General features: G+C 45.4%; 12 protein-coding genes, 1 rRNA gene, 2 pseudogenes and 1 CRISPR repeat array. Of the genes and pseudogenes, 5 read left to right on the forward strand and 10 right to left on the reverse strand.

From position 1 onward, the window contains the following. Positions 1–109, forward strand: a 23S ribosomal RNA gene (locus QUA38_RS09470); the annotation flags it as partial. A gap of 317 nt (positions 110–426) precedes the next feature. Further along, positions 427–1,344 carry a fructosamine kinase family protein gene (locus tag QUA38_RS09475; RefSeq protein ID WP_333161148.1) on the forward strand — a complete coding sequence of 306 codons (918 nt, stop codon included), beginning with the start codon at positions 427–429 and terminating at the stop codon, positions 1,342–1,344. Between the two features lie 79 nt (positions 1,345–1,423). Here QUA38_RS09475 and QUA38_RS09480 read toward each other — a convergent pair whose 3' ends face one another. After that, entirely contained in the window at positions 1,424–3,124 is a 1,701-nt protein-coding gene (locus QUA38_RS09480; protein WP_333161150.1) for an ABC-F family ATP-binding cassette domain-containing protein, read from the reverse strand. A gap of 144 nt (positions 3,125–3,268) precedes the next feature. Between QUA38_RS09480 and QUA38_RS09485 the strand changes: the two genes are divergently transcribed. Next, positions 3,269–3,397: a hypothetical protein gene (locus QUA38_RS09485; RefSeq protein ID WP_333161152.1), complete on the forward strand. Its 129-nt coding sequence runs from the start codon at positions 3,269–3,271 to the stop codon at positions 3,395–3,397. Then, positions 3,397–3,710, forward strand: a pseudogene (locus tag QUA38_RS09490) (element excision factor XisH family protein). Before QUA38_RS09485 ends, QUA38_RS09490 begins: the two are co-directional and overlap by 1 nt. Positions 3,711–3,933: 223 nt before the next feature. On the opposite strand, the pseudogene QUA38_RS09495 reads toward QUA38_RS09490, so the two are convergent. The 8 genes and pseudogenes from QUA38_RS09495 to QUA38_RS09530 form a co-directional block, all read right to left on the reverse strand. Further along, positions 3,934–4,341, reverse strand: a pseudogene (locus QUA38_RS09495) (ISAzo13-like element transposase-related protein). Beyond that, positions 4,342–5,666: direct repeats of the CRISPR family, unit length 36 nt; unit sequence GTGATCAACGCCTAACGGCATCAAAGGTTATTTCAG. Between the two features lie 250 nt (positions 5,667–5,916). Then, a complete protein-coding gene (gene cas5, locus QUA38_RS09500; protein ID WP_333161154.1) occupies positions 5,917–6,561 on the reverse strand; it encodes a type I-MYXAN CRISPR-associated protein Cas5/Cmx5/DevS in 645 nt (214 codons plus the stop codon). Beyond that, positions 6,558–7,505: a DevR family CRISPR-associated autoregulator gene (locus QUA38_RS09505; protein WP_333161156.1), complete on the reverse strand. Its 948-nt coding sequence runs from the start codon at positions 7,503–7,505 to the stop codon at positions 6,558–6,560. Before QUA38_RS09505 ends, cas5 begins: the two co-directional genes overlap by 4 nt. 43 nt (positions 7,506–7,548) lie before the next feature. Continuing rightward, positions 7,549–9,231: a type I-MYXAN CRISPR-associated Cas8a1/Cmx1 gene (cas8a1, locus tag QUA38_RS09510; RefSeq protein ID WP_333161158.1), complete on the reverse strand. Its 1,683-nt coding sequence runs from the start codon at positions 9,229–9,231 to the stop codon at positions 7,549–7,551. Next, positions 9,212–11,683, reverse strand: a complete 2,472-nt coding sequence (gene cas3 / locus QUA38_RS09515; RefSeq protein ID WP_333161160.1) for a CRISPR-associated helicase Cas3' — start codon at positions 11,681–11,683, stop codon at positions 9,212–9,214. The genes cas8a1 and cas3 overlap by 20 nt, the downstream gene beginning before the upstream one ends. After that, the gene (cas6, locus tag QUA38_RS09520; protein WP_333161162.1) at positions 11,680–12,321 is read right to left on the reverse strand and encodes a type I-MYXAN CRISPR-associated protein Cas6/Cmx6; all 642 of its coding nucleotides are present in this window, start codon (positions 12,319–12,321) and stop codon (positions 11,680–11,682) included. The genes cas3 and cas6 overlap by 4 nt, the downstream gene beginning before the upstream one ends. A gap of 340 nt (positions 12,322–12,661) precedes the next feature. Continuing rightward, complete coding sequence (gene rph, locus QUA38_RS09525; RefSeq protein ID WP_333161164.1) at positions 12,662–13,375, reverse strand: ribonuclease PH; 714 nt, start codon at positions 13,373–13,375, stop codon at positions 12,662–12,664. Positions 13,376–13,504: 129 nt separating this feature from the next. Beyond that, the gene (locus QUA38_RS09530) at positions 13,505–14,065 is read right to left on the reverse strand and encodes a nucleoside monophosphate kinase (RefSeq protein ID WP_333161187.1); all 561 of its coding nucleotides are present in this window, start codon (positions 14,063–14,065) and stop codon (positions 13,505–13,507) included. 356 nt (positions 14,066–14,421) lie between these two features. On the opposite strand from QUA38_RS09530, the gene QUA38_RS09535 reads away from it, so the two are divergent. Further along, on the forward strand, positions 14,422–14,949 hold the full coding sequence (locus QUA38_RS09535) for a P-loop NTPase family protein (protein ID WP_333161166.1): 528 nt from the start codon (positions 14,422–14,424) through the stop codon (positions 14,947–14,949). 128 nt (positions 14,950–15,077) lie between these two features. Here QUA38_RS09535 and QUA38_RS09540 read toward each other — a convergent pair whose 3' ends face one another. Next, positions 15,078–15,341, reverse strand: coding sequence for a hypothetical protein (locus QUA38_RS09540; RefSeq protein WP_333161167.1), 264 nt, complete (start codon positions 15,339–15,341; stop codon positions 15,078–15,080). Positions 15,342–15,393: the final 52 nt, after the last annotated feature.

Genomic DNA, 15,393 nt, shown 5'->3' on the forward strand with positions numbered 1-15,393 from the left:
ATGGAGTTATCCAGTAAGGTCACGGGCAGAACACCCGTTGATAGGCGTTAAGTGGAAGTCCTGAGAGGGATGAAGCTAAGGCGTACTAATAGACCGAGGGCTTGACCTCTATTTCGACATGGTGATGATGATGACTTAATTCTGTGCAGTCTTCAGGGTTTTTCTCCCTCACCACTTTTCTGTATTTTCAAAAGACGCACTGCTACCACCCCGGTTCCATTCCGAGCGAGGTTGTTAAATGCCCAGGTGGCGAACATATTTTTTTGGTCACTGCTTGATAAAATAGCTCGATGCCTGACATTCTATTTGATAATAAACACCCTCTTTCTGAGCTTCAGATAGGGGTTTTATTGGTTTTGCTGATTAAGTTGCCATACCTGTTAAACTAATTCCGATCGCCCTCAACCCTCAACACGATTTGATGCTATGTGGGACAAAATTGCCGCGCACATCTGTGAAACAACCGGAGAAACATTTTCTTTAGACAATCGGCGTTCTCTCAGCGGGGGCTGCATAAATCAAGGCTATTATATCCGCAGCAGTTCCCGCGCTTACTTCACGAAAATCAATCAAGCTTCCCAAGTCGCGATGTTTGAAGCTGAAGCGCTGGGTTTGCAGCAAATGGGGGAAACCCAGACGATTCGAGTGCCTGAGCCGATTTGCTGGGGAATAAAGGGAAATTCAGCTTATATTGTGCTGGAATGGCTGGATTTGGGAAGTCGCGGTGGCGATCGAGCTTGGAAAGAAATGGGGCGAAAACTCGCCGAAATGCACAAATACACCCCCCCCAACCTCCCCTTGATAAGGGGGGGAGAAGAGCCTAATTCGCGCTTATTGAGGGCAGTTTTTGGTTGGGATATTAATAATACGATCGGATCAACTATACAAATTAATAATTGGACGGCAAACTGGGCAGAATTTTGGGCAGAACATCGGATTGGTTATCAGTTAAAATTGGCTAGGCGTCGGGGCGGTCATTTTCCGCAAGGGGAACGTTTATTAGAGATGATTCCTGAATTGTTAGCGGGTTATGAACCTCAACCCTCGCTAGTTCACGGGGATTTGTGGGGGGGGAATGCGGGGGTGACATCTGCGGGGGAACCGGTGATTTTTGACCCGGCCACATATTTTGGAGATAGAGAAGTTGATCTTGCGATGACTGAGCTATTTGGTGGATTTCCGGCGCAGTTTTACCGGGGATATAATCAGGTTTGGCCTTTGGATTCAGGGTATGAAGAACGCAAAACTTTTTATAATCTGTATCACATTTTAAATCATTTTAATTTGTTTGGTGGGAGTTACGAGTCCCAGGCGAATCAAATGATTAATCGAATTTTGGGTTAGTTAAGAATCAAATTCTTTTTCAACCACAGATGGACGCAGATAAACGCGGATTTAAGGTTTATCTGCGAGGGTTACAAGTTTATTTTTGCTTAGCAGCAGCTTTTTTCTTTGCCTCTTTTTCGGCTTTTTTAGCTGCTTTTTCGGCTTCAAGTTTGGCTAACTTAGCTAGCTCTTTTTCCTCAGCAATTTTATCGAGATAGTAGTGGTAATCTCCCAAATAAGGACGAAATTCTCCATCCCGAATCTCGACAATTTTGTTAGCTACTTGGGAGATGAAATAGCGATCGTGCGAAACGATAATTACAGTACCCTCATAATTCTGAATCGCCTCTTCCATCATCTCTTTCGCCGGAATGTCGAGGTGATTTGTCGGCTCGTCCAAAATTAGCAAATTCACGGGAGTCAACAGCATTTTTGCCAAAGCTAGGCGGGCTTTTTCTCCGCCGCTCAAAGCGCCGACTTGTTTGAATACTGTTTCGCCGGTAAACAAAAACCGCCCCAACAAAGTCCGAACTTCTTCATTTTTCCAGTCCGGAACTTCGTCGTGAATGGTTTCGAGCACGCTTTTATTCAAATCTAAGGCTTCTGCCTGATTCTGTTCAAAGTAACCGGGGATGACGTTGTGGCCTCCCAATTTGACTGTACCTTCAGAAGGCTTTTCTAAACCCATAATTAGTCGCAGGAGGGTGGATTTGCCCGCGCCGTTGGGGCCGAGAAAGGCTATGCGATCGCCCCTTTCAATTAACAAGTCGGCTCCCAAGAATAAGATTTTTTCGCCGTAGGTGTGCACCAAATCTTCAATTATTGCTACTTCGCGGCCGCTGCGGGGTGCGGGGGGAAAGCGGAAATGCAAAGTTTTTAAGCCACCCGTGGGCGCTTCGATGCGTTCAATTTTGTCTAACTGTTTCTCGCGGCTTTTGGCTTGGGTGCTGCGAGTGGCGCTGGCGCGGAATTTTTCTACGAATGCTTGCTGTTTTTCGAGTTCTTTTTGCTGGCTTTCGTAGGCGCTGAGTTGGGCTTCTCTGGCTTCTGCTTTTTGCAGCAGGTAGGAGGAGTAGTTGCCGAGGTAGGTGCTGGAAACGCCGCGTTCGGTTTCGACGATTTGAGTGCAGAGCCGATCGAGAAATTCTCGGTCATGGGATACGATTACCATTGGGGTTGTCAGCCCTTTGAGGTAAACTTCCAGCCATTCAATGGTTTCTAGGTCTAGGTGGTTGGTAGGTTCGTCGAGTAGCAGGATGTCGGGTTTTTGGAGGAGAATTTTGCCCAAACTCATCCGCATTTGCCAGCCGCCGCTGAAGGCGCTGACTAATCGATCGCCGTCTTCGGGTTCAAATCCGATTTCGGGCAGAATTTTCTCGATTTGGGCTTCTAAACCGTAGCCGTTTAAGCCTTCAAATTGCCGTTGCAGCCGATCCATTTTGTGGATCAGTTCGTCGAGATTTTCTGGGGAGGAGTTTTCCAAGTCTCGATGGACTTGCATTAGGGATTCATGGACTTCGTTGGCTTCGCTGAAGGCACGCCAAAATTCTTCTTTGACGGTGCGAGTCGGATCTACTTCAAATTCTTGGGAGAGGTAGGCGATGTGCAAGCTGGCGGGGCGAATAACTTCGCCGGCGGTGGGTTCGATTTCGCCGGCGATGATTTTGAGTTGGGTGGATTTACCGGCACCGTTAACGCCGACTAAGCCGATGCGATCGCCCGGTTTGACTTCCCAGGTGACATCTTTGAGTACGACGCCTGTGGGGTAAATTTTACTGATGTGTTCGAGTCGCAGCATTGTTGTGGGGACTGGGGAAGGGCAGGTTTAGCGGCGGATGGGATGCCGGCGCTGAGGTCGAGTTAATCTTAACAAATTTTAATTATATTTAGCGTATTGCCAGATTTTGATTTGGTAGGAGTTACGCGAAGAAACGGGGTTTCTATGAAAAATCGCAGATTCTGGGCTAGAGATATAGGAAGAAACCCGGTTTCTGGCCTCGATGTGGATTCAGGACTATTTGTGTGGGGCGATTGGGCGATCGTGTTGTTTCAGATTGAATTTCTCGAATAATGGTTGAGACTTCTGCACATTATAATAGTCAGTGTCAACCTCTATCGCAAAAGAGAGCGATCCTGCCAGCAAGAGACATTTATCATCAAGTTGTCAAACAGGCTCTGATTAAGGCTGGCTGGACAATTACCCATGATCCGTATCCCTTGGCTTGGGCGAAGAGAAACCTATCGATCTTGGTACCGAACAGCTATTAGCTGCTGAGAACAACGATCGCAACATAGCCGTTGAAGTTAAAAGTTTTATCCGAGAGTCTAGAATTGCCGATTTAGAGAAAGCTTTGGGTCAATATACTCTTTACTATGACATCTGAAAACGGACGTAATCAGAAAGACAACTGTATCTTGCACTTCTAGTAAATGCTTTTACAGAGCTTTTTAAATGATAAAAATTTAGTCAAATATTGCCATAAAATAATCCCCTGAATTGGGTGGTTTTCCCCCCAAAAATAGAGCAAAAATTACAAGGGATAGCTTAAATAATTATCGCAAACTTCTTAAAAAATTAAAAATAAATAACTTAATGAATTACTCAGGTTAGAGTATGGCTCGATAATTCCATTTGGGCAAAAATTCATCAAAAACAATTTGCATAGTATTTTTGAAATTATCAGCCATTTTTCGACCAGTTTTATAAACTTTATTAAGGATATTTACAGCTACAGATCTTCCCGTTTTAGTGGGAGTTTTTTCCACCAAAACTTTGACTAATTATAAAATTGTAAAAATTTCTCCTTGACCGATCCTGGTAATATGAGGAAAAAGTCGATGTTCTCTGGGAGTATATTTAGATGTATAAGGAGGGTAATGAGCAATTTTGATCTCAATTCCTATTTCATTAACTAATTTCTGCAAATCTTCTTTGAAAATATAATGATTAGCATTATTACTACCTCCACCATCACATTTTGACAAGATAGAATTGTCTTGACAAGCGCGGTTGATCTGATCAACGCCTAACGGCATCAAAGGTTATTTCAGACACCATATTCAGTACACGCAACGTGACAATGAAACCGTGATCAACGCCTAACGGCATCAAAGGTTATTTCAGATTTGGTTCGATATGTTGACAATCGATTTCTCGGTGATCAACGCCTAACGGCATCAAAGGTTATTTCAGGGCTTAAAGCCTTAGCTTCTACGCCATAACGCTTGTGATCAACGCCTAACGGCATCAAAGGTTATTTCAGGTAAATAACGGGTAAGAGGCTGTAATGTTATAAAGTGATCAACGCCTAACGGCATCAAAGGTTATTTCAGAGTAACGCTTCTGGTTTACCATCTTTCAAGGTTTGGTGATCAACGCCTAACGGCATCAAAGGTTATTTCAGAAGCTCATCCGCTCTTAAGATATCTGACATTCTGCCGTGATCAACGCCTAACGGCATCAAAGGTTATTTCAAAAATCTAGGCTGAATCTAAAATCTCCTTCAATGTTGTGATCAACGCCTAACGGCATCAAAGGTTATTTCAGTTTACTCTTAATTTGAAAATCCACCACATCCACCAGTGATCAACGCCTAACGGCATCAAAGGTTATTTCAGACTGGCTGCGAGCGTGTATGTGCAGCGAGTAATCGGTGATCAACGCCTAACGGCATCAAAGGTTATTTCAGAAGGCAACGAAATTTGGCTGGAGAAAACACCAGAGCAGTGATCAACGCCTAACGGCATCAAAGGTTATTTCAGACTACGGGCGACTAACAACGATCGCAATTGTGTGGTGGTGATCAACGCCTAACGGCATCAAAGGTTATTTCAGCGAACTCAAGCCGTTTATAAGTCGATCCAACTCTTCATGATCAATGCCTAACGGCATCAAAGGTTATTTCAGAAATAATTACATAATCAGCCAATAAAGATGCTTTGTGATCAACGCCTAACGGCATCAAAGGCTATTTCAGTCAAGTTGAATGTCGGCATAGACAATCGCAGGTGTGTGATCAACGCCTAACGGCATCAAAGGTTATTTCAGCAGGATTGAACGATCCGGGGCGCGGGGGTAATTTGTTCAACAGTGATCAACGCCTAACGGCATCAAAGGTTATTTCAGTTTCTCAAACACGACGCAATCAACTTCGGTATGTAGTGATCAACGCCTAACGGCATCAAAGGTTATTTCAGTGCCCCGTCCGCACCGCTGTTGTTCAGTTGGTTTTGTTGTGATCAACGCCTAACGGCATCAAAGGTTATTTCAGCGAAGTAGCAGCCTTCCCCGCTAATCCTCCTGAGTGATCAACGCCTAACGGCATCAAAGGTTATTTCAGACCGATCGCCCAACCCCTTAAAGAATAAACCCTCGAAACTATTTTTGCAAGCACCTTGCCCGACTAAATCCTTAAAACCTCCTTCCAACATCAAAGCAGTTCGATCGCACATCTCAAACCCTCACCAATCAAAGCATTCAAACCGTGCAAGCACCCAAACATCAAACACAACAACCTCAAAACCAATCCCCACAAACAAGGCAGACATTACGCGCACCCAAAAACCCGTTACACTCAGAGATCCTTGCAATTACTCAGGCCCGATCGAACTCCAGCAATCAACCCCAGCCAAGACATCCGCCAGCAAAAAATCCCCAGCATCAGCCAAAACATAGCGCTGCCACCTAGTCTTTTTAGAACCCGCATGATCCACCCAGCAAGGCAAAGCCAAATACCCATTTCGATCTAAAATCAACCACTGACAAATATCAGCTTCAAACTCATCCCGCCACAGCAAAACAGAATTAATTAAATCCCGACTTTCCCCCAGCGAAACCCCACCAAATCTACTCACCGACTCCGGGCGCAAAATTGCCTCCCGCAATCTTTCCAACAGCTTGGGATTGCCAACATCCCCGCCAAAATCCACCCAAATTCCCAAATCAATACCAGTCAGCAACACCTGAAAATCCGGCCGCGCATTGCCCGCCGCAAACTCCTCCTTCGCAACTTTCACCCGCCGAACAGTCCGCAGCAAAGTCGAACTTTTGGGAGCCGACAAAAGGGCGATCGCAATCTTACAGCCACAGTGAGAATAGCGGTTAATTTCCCCCACCATTGACAGCAGCATTCCGTACACCGTAGCCGGCGGCGGCACCGGATAACTTTCCGCATATTCCCGCGCATAAGACTGCCGCCAACAAGCAATTGGGACTTCAATTCGCAACCCGATCATGCAGCCTCCCGATCGATATCCGACAAAATCACAGACTGCAAATCCCTCACCGCCGGCTTAATTCCCCGAAAAACTTTCACACCCAATTGCTCCAATTCTTCCACCTCCGGCTGCACAGAAATTGCACCGCCAATCCACACCTCATTCGGATCAATATCTCCAGCCTCAATGCGGCGCAGCAAATCCGATATTGAAATCTCCCCTTTGCGATTTTCCTCAAAGCAGTAAAGAATCCGGGGAGCAAAATCGTGAGTCCACCTGAGCACAATACTTTCAGGAGAAAAATCGTAAAGAAACCGAGCATGATTTCCCGCAACACCTCCGAGAGAAGCCAAAGCATCCAAAACAGAAATCACCCGATTTGCAACCTTCAAACGGTGCGGAGTCATCGCAAAACCGTACTGATAGCGAGTAGCGTGAGCCTCCGTTTGATGAATAGATTTCCGGTCTTTTTTGCCGCTAGTCGAGCCAAAAAACAAATCGCCAGTATCCGCAGTCAAAGAAATCGCGCGAGTCACTTCTAGCACCCCCCTGCGAGCAATGCTTTCCCCTTTTTTCAGTTTAGCTTTAGCCTTGCCGCCTTTAGCAGTTGGTTTGGTATCGCTCGACTCTGGAACCCCATCATTATTGATATCTTCCGTTGCCGCTTTCGCATCCATGTAACCCAAAACATCATCATCAATGTAGATTTCAGGATCGAAAACACCTTCTTGAACGCGATAATTTTCATTTTTATCATCATCCCATTTGCGGTTGACATCTTCTCCTAAAAACTGCCACTGATAGCGAATTGCCCACCGAATCGCCTCCGCAGATACAGTAGTCCGCAGCGAATTTTTCCATGCTAAGCGCTGCAAAGTTGTGACGTTACCTTGGTTTTCACCCCGGTTGTTAGCAGCGATGCCGTAATTGGTCAAAATGTTGCCAAACAAATGATAAGTCATGGTATTTCCTCAGTTACAGATATAGTGTGTGCGTAAGTTCTGCCTAACGTAAATTGCGAAGGGATGATGGCAAAGGCACGCTTTCACCACCATCATCATCTTCGTCATCTTCTTCTTCCTCATCCCCATCATCCTCATCTAAATCAACATCAGAATCTTCAGCCTCCACGCGATTGCTGCTTGGCAATTCAGGCGGCAAGTCAGCAGATTTCCTGCCTTTGTAACTGACGAGGGAAAGCAAGACTAAATTTCTTGCCATTTCCCAATCATCTAATACTAAATTCCACAATTCTGCTTGATATTCTTGCTGCACTCGCGAAAAACCAGCTTTCGACCAAAATTCCGTGATGAAAGAACAGAATGCTGAAAAGTTTTTGCAGCGAATCATTTTCGAGCGCACTTTTTCCCGCTCATCTGATATCCGCTTTTCACCTAAATTTTTGCCGTGTTCTTCGCTAGCATTTTGGCGCTTGGCTTCAGCATTTCCTTGCTTAAAAGAACCAGCGTAAATTCCTCTCAAAGCATCGTGACAAGCCTCAACAAACCGCCCGTGGGATGCTTCTTTCCACTCCGCATATTCTACCATATCTCGAAATCCTTTACTTTCATAACACAGTCGATCGAACAATTCTTTGCTAGTTATTTTATCCGCCAATTCTCCGTACCAAGGAAGGTGTTTAATCAAAGCATCAGCGATTAAACCTTTAGCCAAGCTGGGGACAATGGCACTGCCCGAATCTCCGTAAACTACATACTTATCCTTGAAAGCATTTTGCGCTTTCTGATAAGCGGCACAAATTTTTGCATCCGCAGTTACGGAATACTTGTCCGTCGGAGATTTTTGCTTTTGATTCCACGGCGTTTTCCCAAAAATCACAGCGCGACAGCGGCTAACTTTGTAAGTTTTCGCAATCTCTACTGCGGATTCGTAAGTCGCTAAAAAACGCAGCGCTGCATCTCCAATCCCGGAAGCATGAAAATTTTTGTACGCTTGATGGCGTTTGGCGTAACTCATTCTAGTTTCAGCAAACTGTTTGAGATTCAAGATTTCAGGAATTATCAAAGCCGCAGATGCTTTTTCTCCTTTTGCGAAGGATCGAATTTTGAAATAACAGCAAACTACGGGTGCGTAAAGCAACACTAAAGCATCTAAAGCGTTTTGTTCGATGCTAGTTTTGCCTGTGAAAGCAGTGTGTTTGACTGTAGCGCCTGGATTCAGCCAGCCCGCTACTGCCAAGGGTTTCTCTAGCAGGAAACCCGCGCGATCGCACAAATTTTTAGCAAACTTTTGATGGCTGTATTCAGTTAGCGACTTGTAACTTACAACTAGCGGCAACTCGCCCTCATCAATCTCAAAAGATTGAGATTTTATGCCGTCGCTTTTAGAAAGTATCCCTTGCTGCAAAAAAGTATTCAACAATCCTTGATGCAGCGCCACTCTCGACTCCGGCAAGAGATTTTCCGAATCGATTCCCCGGAATCCAATCAATCCGTCATTCAGCAAAAACGACTGTTGAATCAACCATTCGATCGCCTCTAAATGACTGCCTTGAATATTCAGCGCGACTTCATATTCGCCAAGCTCCCATTTCAGTTTATCATAACTAATCCCCTCCCGATTAAATTGCTTTAAAGTCATCCACAAACCAGCCAAACCCGCCGCGTGCATATCCGTATAATGCGGGCTGTGCAAGTTAAGAACAATTTCAACATTTGTACTGTTCACAAGCTCCCGTTACCTCACTGTAAATCACGGCATCTGTTGGGGCGATCGGATAAAATTTTTGAAATCTTTTCCAATCTGTGAGTTTAGAAATAGGACGGGGAAGCCGCACCGGAACCGCCCATTTTTGTGCTTCCTCAGCCAAAGCCTTATTTTTACTGATGCCTTTTTTCGCCCTTTTTTCCTCTGCAATTTTCTCGATATTTTGCCTATCTTCTGCTAAAATGACATTAATGGTATTCCCAGGCTCTCGCAAAGACTCGCGACTGGTACACCACAAGCCGTCAAGCCATGCGGAGTCATATTCGGCGATCGGTTCGCCGGTGATTTTGAGAGCCGCATTCATTAAATCAGTCTGCGAAATTTCCCCCAATTCCGCAAGTTCTCGAACGAATTCTTGACCAGCTTTTACCTGTTCTCTCGTATAAGGATAAGGAGTGTTAGTCGGATAAAATATAGCTTGGCAAATTCGTCCCGATGCTAGTACCAAATTGCCAGTAGCATCAAACTTAACTTGCCTGTTAAGCCGCCCCAGCCGCTGAATCAGCGCCGCAAAAATTGCAAATGGCGTTATCAGCAAATCGGCACTCAAATCGAGGGACATTTCGCAGATTTGATTGGTAACAGCCAGCACACCTTTAGTTTGCTGCGAAAAAGCTGACATGACTTGAGAATGGCGCTCGATTCGATCTTTGTACCGATATCGAGCGTGGTAAACTAAAGGCGAAAAATCTAAATTTGGGTACTTTACTAACTCATTCACCGCAAAATTGTAAGTATCAACGCAACTTTTTACAGAATTGTTGACCCACAAAACCTTTTGATTGGCTGCTAAAGCAGCCGCGACATCCACCAGGACATCGGTGAAACTTTCAACTACTTGAAATTGATAGCGCGGCAAATCCTCCAAATCTTTCGGGCCTTCAATCTCGGTCATCTCTTCGCCCAACTCCGCCACGGTAACGCAGATTTTTGCCAATTGTTCCTGAGTGAAACTAGCGCTCATCAGCAAAATCGGCGCGCCTTTAAACGTCTGGATAAATCTCAGCAAAGCGCTAAACAATTTGTCATCGTAAGCGTGAACTTCATCAAAAACAAAAGCACCTTGGACGATCGCAATCCACGCATAAATCGGCTTGCGGTTGTTCTGCATCAATCCCAAAACTGAATCTACCGTGCCGACGATGAGTTTGGCAATCCAAGCTTTGAAACTTTGCAGTCTCGACTCATTTTCAAGGTGGTCGTCATTTTCATTAATCAAAGCTTGGTAAACCTCTAAATCGATGTTCGATCGAGAGTGCATTAAAGCTGTTTCAGCTTCAGTCAAAGTGCCGTAATCCAAAAAGCCCTGAGTAGCCGTCCCCGTAGTAGGATAAAGCACAAACAGCTTTCTATTAATTGCCCAATTTAATCCCCACAAATAAGCAGCAATTGTTTTACCAGTTCCGCAACCAGCTTTAACTAAAGTAATTCTACTTTTGGTCGCAGCAACAGACTTTTGGAAACCCCGCGGCTGCTTTTTATTGAGCCGGGAATCGATAACCTGCTGTAAATCTTCCCGGCTCAAAACTTGCTCCAAAACTTGCCTCAACCATTGCCGCTGATTTGCGATTTCGGGCACCGCAGAACCTGCGATATCCGCTGCAATGACAGTCGCTTTCACTGCGGCAATGAACCGCTGGCGATCGCTATTTCGCCCCACAGTTTTTGCCATTGCTTCGCATTCGTCCGTTACTGCCTCAACAGCATATTTTAGTTCCTCCTGCGTCCAATTTGATTTTTTGACATTGGGTAGTTGTGGCGGCAATTTTAACTGGCTGCCAGTCCCAATTTTGAGCAGCGCCCTAAAATCATCTCGGACGGGTTTTGAATCTGGTTTAGAAGGAATTTTGTGCTGGCAAAATACATAAAGCGGGGCATTGCCGCAGCCCTTAGTTTTGACAAATTCCTTTGTTGGATCGACTTTGAGATGGTGTCCGATTGCCCCCCAGACAGCCACCAACAAATCCACATCTTCGCAACTTTCCAGCCACTGCCTAAATTCGGGAACTTGCAGCACCAAAATGCCGCTCAAAATTTCGTGACGGATTATTTGTTGGACTTGATTTCTATCGTTAGTTGGCAATTCTGATTTAATCGTTTGTAACCACTGAGGATGCTTTTGATAATGCACTGACTCGGTGGCCATCAATCCCAAAAAGTGCTGGTTGACTTTCCCCCAATCGTGAATGTAGCATCCCATCAAAGTTGTTTTCAACAGCAATTTCGCCCATTCATCGGCCAAACCTAATTGACGCAAGATAATCGGCAGCAATCGGTTGAGAATGATTTCAGCAGAACAGTACACCGCAGCAGTATGTCCGGGCAAAAAGTGAGCTGACTGAATTTCTTTAGGCAGCCTTGAAAAATCCTTGGGCAAAGACTTAGCAAAAAGTCGGGGAAAATTCACTTTCATTTAGCCTCCCAGTGAGGCACAAAAAAGCCACCTCCCATGTGTCCTTTGCCGCCAATACCGTTATGCTGCACCAACAAAGAATCTTCATCAGTAAGCCCGGATATTTTCACCGAATAACCTACTTTTGTATCGCCCTTAACTTTGATAGTTTTTCTGGCGATTTCGCCGTATTGATTGAGGGGAATTTCAGCATTGCCCGATCGCACTCCCAGCGCTTTCAGTTGCCGATTCACCGCCGCTAAAAAATAATCCTGCTGTTCGTAGCCAGAAATCACCACAACCCGAGCAAACAAGTCAGCAGCAGGCTTTAAGGGCAATATTGTCGGCACTCCCAGCACGACTTGGTGGATGCCCACAGACAATTGCCGGCCACCGAGTTTAAAGAAATGGTGCGCGTTTTCTGCAGCCACCCTGATCCGCATTCGCGACGATCGCCCGATCTCGCGCTTGAGAGTAATTTTCCCCTGTCTGTCTGGATATCCCGCCACCGTCAGCAGCCGAATTGTGCGATCGGTCCGCAACATCGGCACTACTTCGCAAATCGCTGCAAACAGTCCGTAACCGTGGTCTGCTGGGAGCTCTAAGCCATTTACTCTGAAAGAAATGTCGGTCGCACTTACTACCTGGAGTGCAGACATTTGATTTTTGAGAGAGGTAGTATTCACTAGCCTGCTCGGAAATAATTTAGTTAATCGCCTGACGGCATCCAAGGTTTTAGGGAGTTGAAAGCAATGGCTGTTCGCGTCCCTGCATTAATCGCGTAGGTTTTACTACTCGGAGGGCAGAGTGATCAACGCCCCGTCTATTTTTCTAGGTGTACCACTTACCACAACTTTTGTCAAGTGTAATGTAAATAAATCTGTAGGGGCGGCTTTCACCAATAATATTTCCGGTTGCCATAAAGACCGGAAAACCAGTCGCCACCCAAGGGTAAATTCAAACAGACATCTCCAACAATTGGGGTTAAAATCAATCGATCTAAAGAGCTTGTCGCTGAGCCTCCAACAATTCTTGAATCCCGGTTTCTGCCAAATCTAAAATTTGATTTAACTGACTCCGGCTGAAACTTCCTTCTTCCGCAGTTCCCTGAATTTCTATAATATTCAAATCTCCATTCATTACCACATTACAATCAATTTCAGCCGCCACATCTTCAAGATAATTCAAATCTAAAAATGGCTCGCCTTCCAAAAGTCCCACAGACACGGCGGCTACTTGACGAATAATGGGCGATCGCACTAAATCACCTTTTTGTACCAACTTGTTCAAAGCATCAGCCACAGCCACAAACCCGCCAGTAATTGAAGTCGTGCGAGTCCCCGCGTCCGCTTGCAAAACATCCGCATCGACAAGTATTGTGCGTTCCCCCAATAGTTGCATATCCAAGCACGATCGCAAACTGCGCCCAATCAACCGCTGAATCTCTTGAGTCCGTCCCGATAATTTCATAAATTCCCGCTCTTGTCGCTGCGGTGTCGAGCCCGGCAACATTCGGTATTCCGCTGTCAGCCAACCTTGTCCGGTATTCTCCAGAAATCTAGGCACTCCCGGCTTGATTGTAACGCTGCAAAGTACCTGAGTATCGCCACTTTTTGCTAGTACGGAACCGCTAGCAAATTTAGTAAACTGTCGATCGAAACTAATCGGACGAATTTGATTTGGTTGTCTGCCATCTGGACGCTGGAAAGACATAATATTTAGGTGATTGGTAATGGGTAATTAGGTATTAAAAAATTAAAATTTGTGATTAATCTTCCGTTTTTTTTGATTCGGTAAATATGCAGTCATTCAATCTAAAATCTAAAATCTAAAATAGTATGACTATTTACCCTTAGCCTCGATTAATTTGAGAATATCCTGCTGGACTTGCTGTGGGGATTGATCGCCATCAATAGTTAACAGTTTGTTGCGGTGTTCATAATACTCTAAAAGAGGAATAGTGCGTTCGTGGAACAAATCGAGCCGACGCTGTAAAATTTCAGGATGGTCATCCGATCGATCGCGCTCGATCGACCGGCTAAGCAAAACCTCGATCGGCACTTTCAGCCAAACTGCCCAATCTAGCTCCTGCGCCAACTCCTCTAATAAAAAATCCAACTCCTCAGCTTGAAAAGCAGTTCGCGGATAGCCCTCCAATACCCAGCCATTAAAGACATCCCACAGCAGCAGTCGGCGGCGAAAGAATTGAATCATAGTTGCGTCGGGAACTAATTCCCCTTTTTCGACATAAGACGCCGCCAGCTTGCCTAAATCTGTGTCTTCTGCGATCGCCTCCCGTAGAATGTCCCCCACCGCCAGCAAAGGAAGGCTCAAATTGCTGCACAGTAGTTCAGCCTGAGTTCCCTTTCCCGCTCCTGGCCCTCCCAGAATCACCACTCTCACAGTCTCTGCTCCTAGTGCCGCGACATTCAAATTTTACGCGATGTGTGTACCTTTTCTTAAAAGCCCTGGACGCCGCCAGAATCTCATCACCTTGGTTTTTCACCCTATAACTGTATAAATGTCAAGCTCCACGCCGTATTTTGGTAAAAAACCCCGTTTCTGTGTAAGTGGTAATTGAGTTCAAAAATCGAACAAACGACTGCGAATGCCACTGTCGCGAGCTTTTGACAACTTGTATATCTAGTGTTCGATCCGATGTGCACTCGGCCCCGTACACTATATATTGTCAAGCAGGCTTCAGCCGCGCCAAGGTCGGAGCTGCACTCAAGACTTAGTTGCTGATTAAATATTGCCCTATGGTTGCTCAGTTACAAACCCCTAAACTAAATTTAAACCACAGCTTGCCCTACACAGTTCAAGGGCTGGTGCAAGTCTTTACAGGCCCGCACCGCTGCTTTTTTACCAGTGTCATGGCTCAAGCCCTCCGAATTGCAGGACAGGGAGCTCCCGTGCTAGCGGTGCAGTTCCTCAAAGGGGGAATTAATCAAGGGCATCAGCATCCGGTGCGGCTGGGGCAAAATTTAGATTGGGTGCGCTGCGATTTGTCACGCTGCATAGAGAATGCCGATTTAGATGAGCTGGAGATGCGATCAATCGAACAATTGTGGCAATATGTTCAAAATGCGGTGCGCGAAGGTCGTTATTCCTTAGTTATTCTCGATGAATTGAGTTTAGCGGTTAATTTGGGCTTGATTCCCGAAGCCGAAGTGGTGGCATTGATTGACAACAAACCGCATCATTTGGATATGATTTTTACAGGGCCATCCATGCCGCAAATAATTTTGGATGTTGCCGACCAAATTACTGAAATTCGCCGCAGTTAAGGACAATGATTCAAGTTGCGATTGCCTGTTTAGCGGGATCATTTTTTATGTCAAAAAATAGTATCTAAAAAAAGAGGCGATCGCTTAGCTCAAAGAGCGATCGCACGCTGATCAATTTACCAGCGACGTTACGCTTGAACTACCGGATCGAACACAACACTCAATCGATCCGCCGGCACCATCCGCTTGAGAATTTTCAAGTGACCGTCTGCATCAGACCAACTGCGAAACTCACCCACAACCACCTTTTCCACATTTGGAAGCGAGCGAACTATAGTCCACGGCTTGAGACGTTTTTCTTGCAACATACTAGATAAATCTCCTTGGTAAATTGGAGCAAAAGCCAGTCCCCATGGTTGGTAACCGCCGAGGACTGGCTTTTGACTTTGCAAACTTGCCCTTCTCTAAGAACATAGCACAAAAAAAAGGGTTTGTGATTATATC

This window comes from Microcoleus sp. Pol12B4, assembly GCF_036701385.1.
Taxonomy (GTDB): Bacteria; Cyanobacteriota; Cyanobacteriia; order Cyanobacteriales; family Microcoleaceae; genus Microcoleus.

Bases quoted from the DNA above. Each gene is read 5' to 3' on its own strand.
- QUA38_RS09505 (WP_333161156.1), bottom strand. From the start codon at position 7,505: ATGACTTATCATTTGTTTGGCAACATTTTGACCAATTACGGCATCGCT.
- rph (WP_333161164.1), bottom strand. From the start codon at position 13,375: ATGTCTTTCCAGCGTCCAGATGGCAGACAACCAAATCAAATTCGTCCG.
- QUA38_RS09535 (WP_333161166.1), top strand. From the start codon at position 14,422: ATGGTTGCTCAGTTACAAACCCCTAAACTAAATTTAAACCACAGCTTG.
- QUA38_RS09475 (WP_333161148.1), top strand. From the start codon at position 427: ATGTGGGACAAAATTGCCGCGCACATCTGTGAAACAACCGGAGAAACA.
- cas3 (WP_333161160.1), bottom strand. From the start codon at position 11,683: ATGAAAGTGAATTTTCCCCGACTTTTTGCTAAGTCTTTGCCCAAGGAT.
- cas5 (WP_333161154.1), bottom strand. From the start codon at position 6,561: ATGATCGGGTTGCGAATTGAAGTCCCAATTGCTTGTTGGCGGCAGTCT.
- QUA38_RS09485 (WP_333161152.1), top strand. From the start codon at position 3,269: ATGAAAAATCGCAGATTCTGGGCTAGAGATATAGGAAGAAACCCGGTT.
- QUA38_RS09480 (WP_333161150.1), bottom strand. From the start codon at position 3,124: ATGCTGCGACTCGAACACATCAGTAAAATTTACCCCACAGGCGTCGTA.
- cas6 (WP_333161162.1), bottom strand. From the start codon at position 12,321: ATGTCTGCACTCCAGGTAGTAAGTGCGACCGACATTTCTTTCAGAGTA.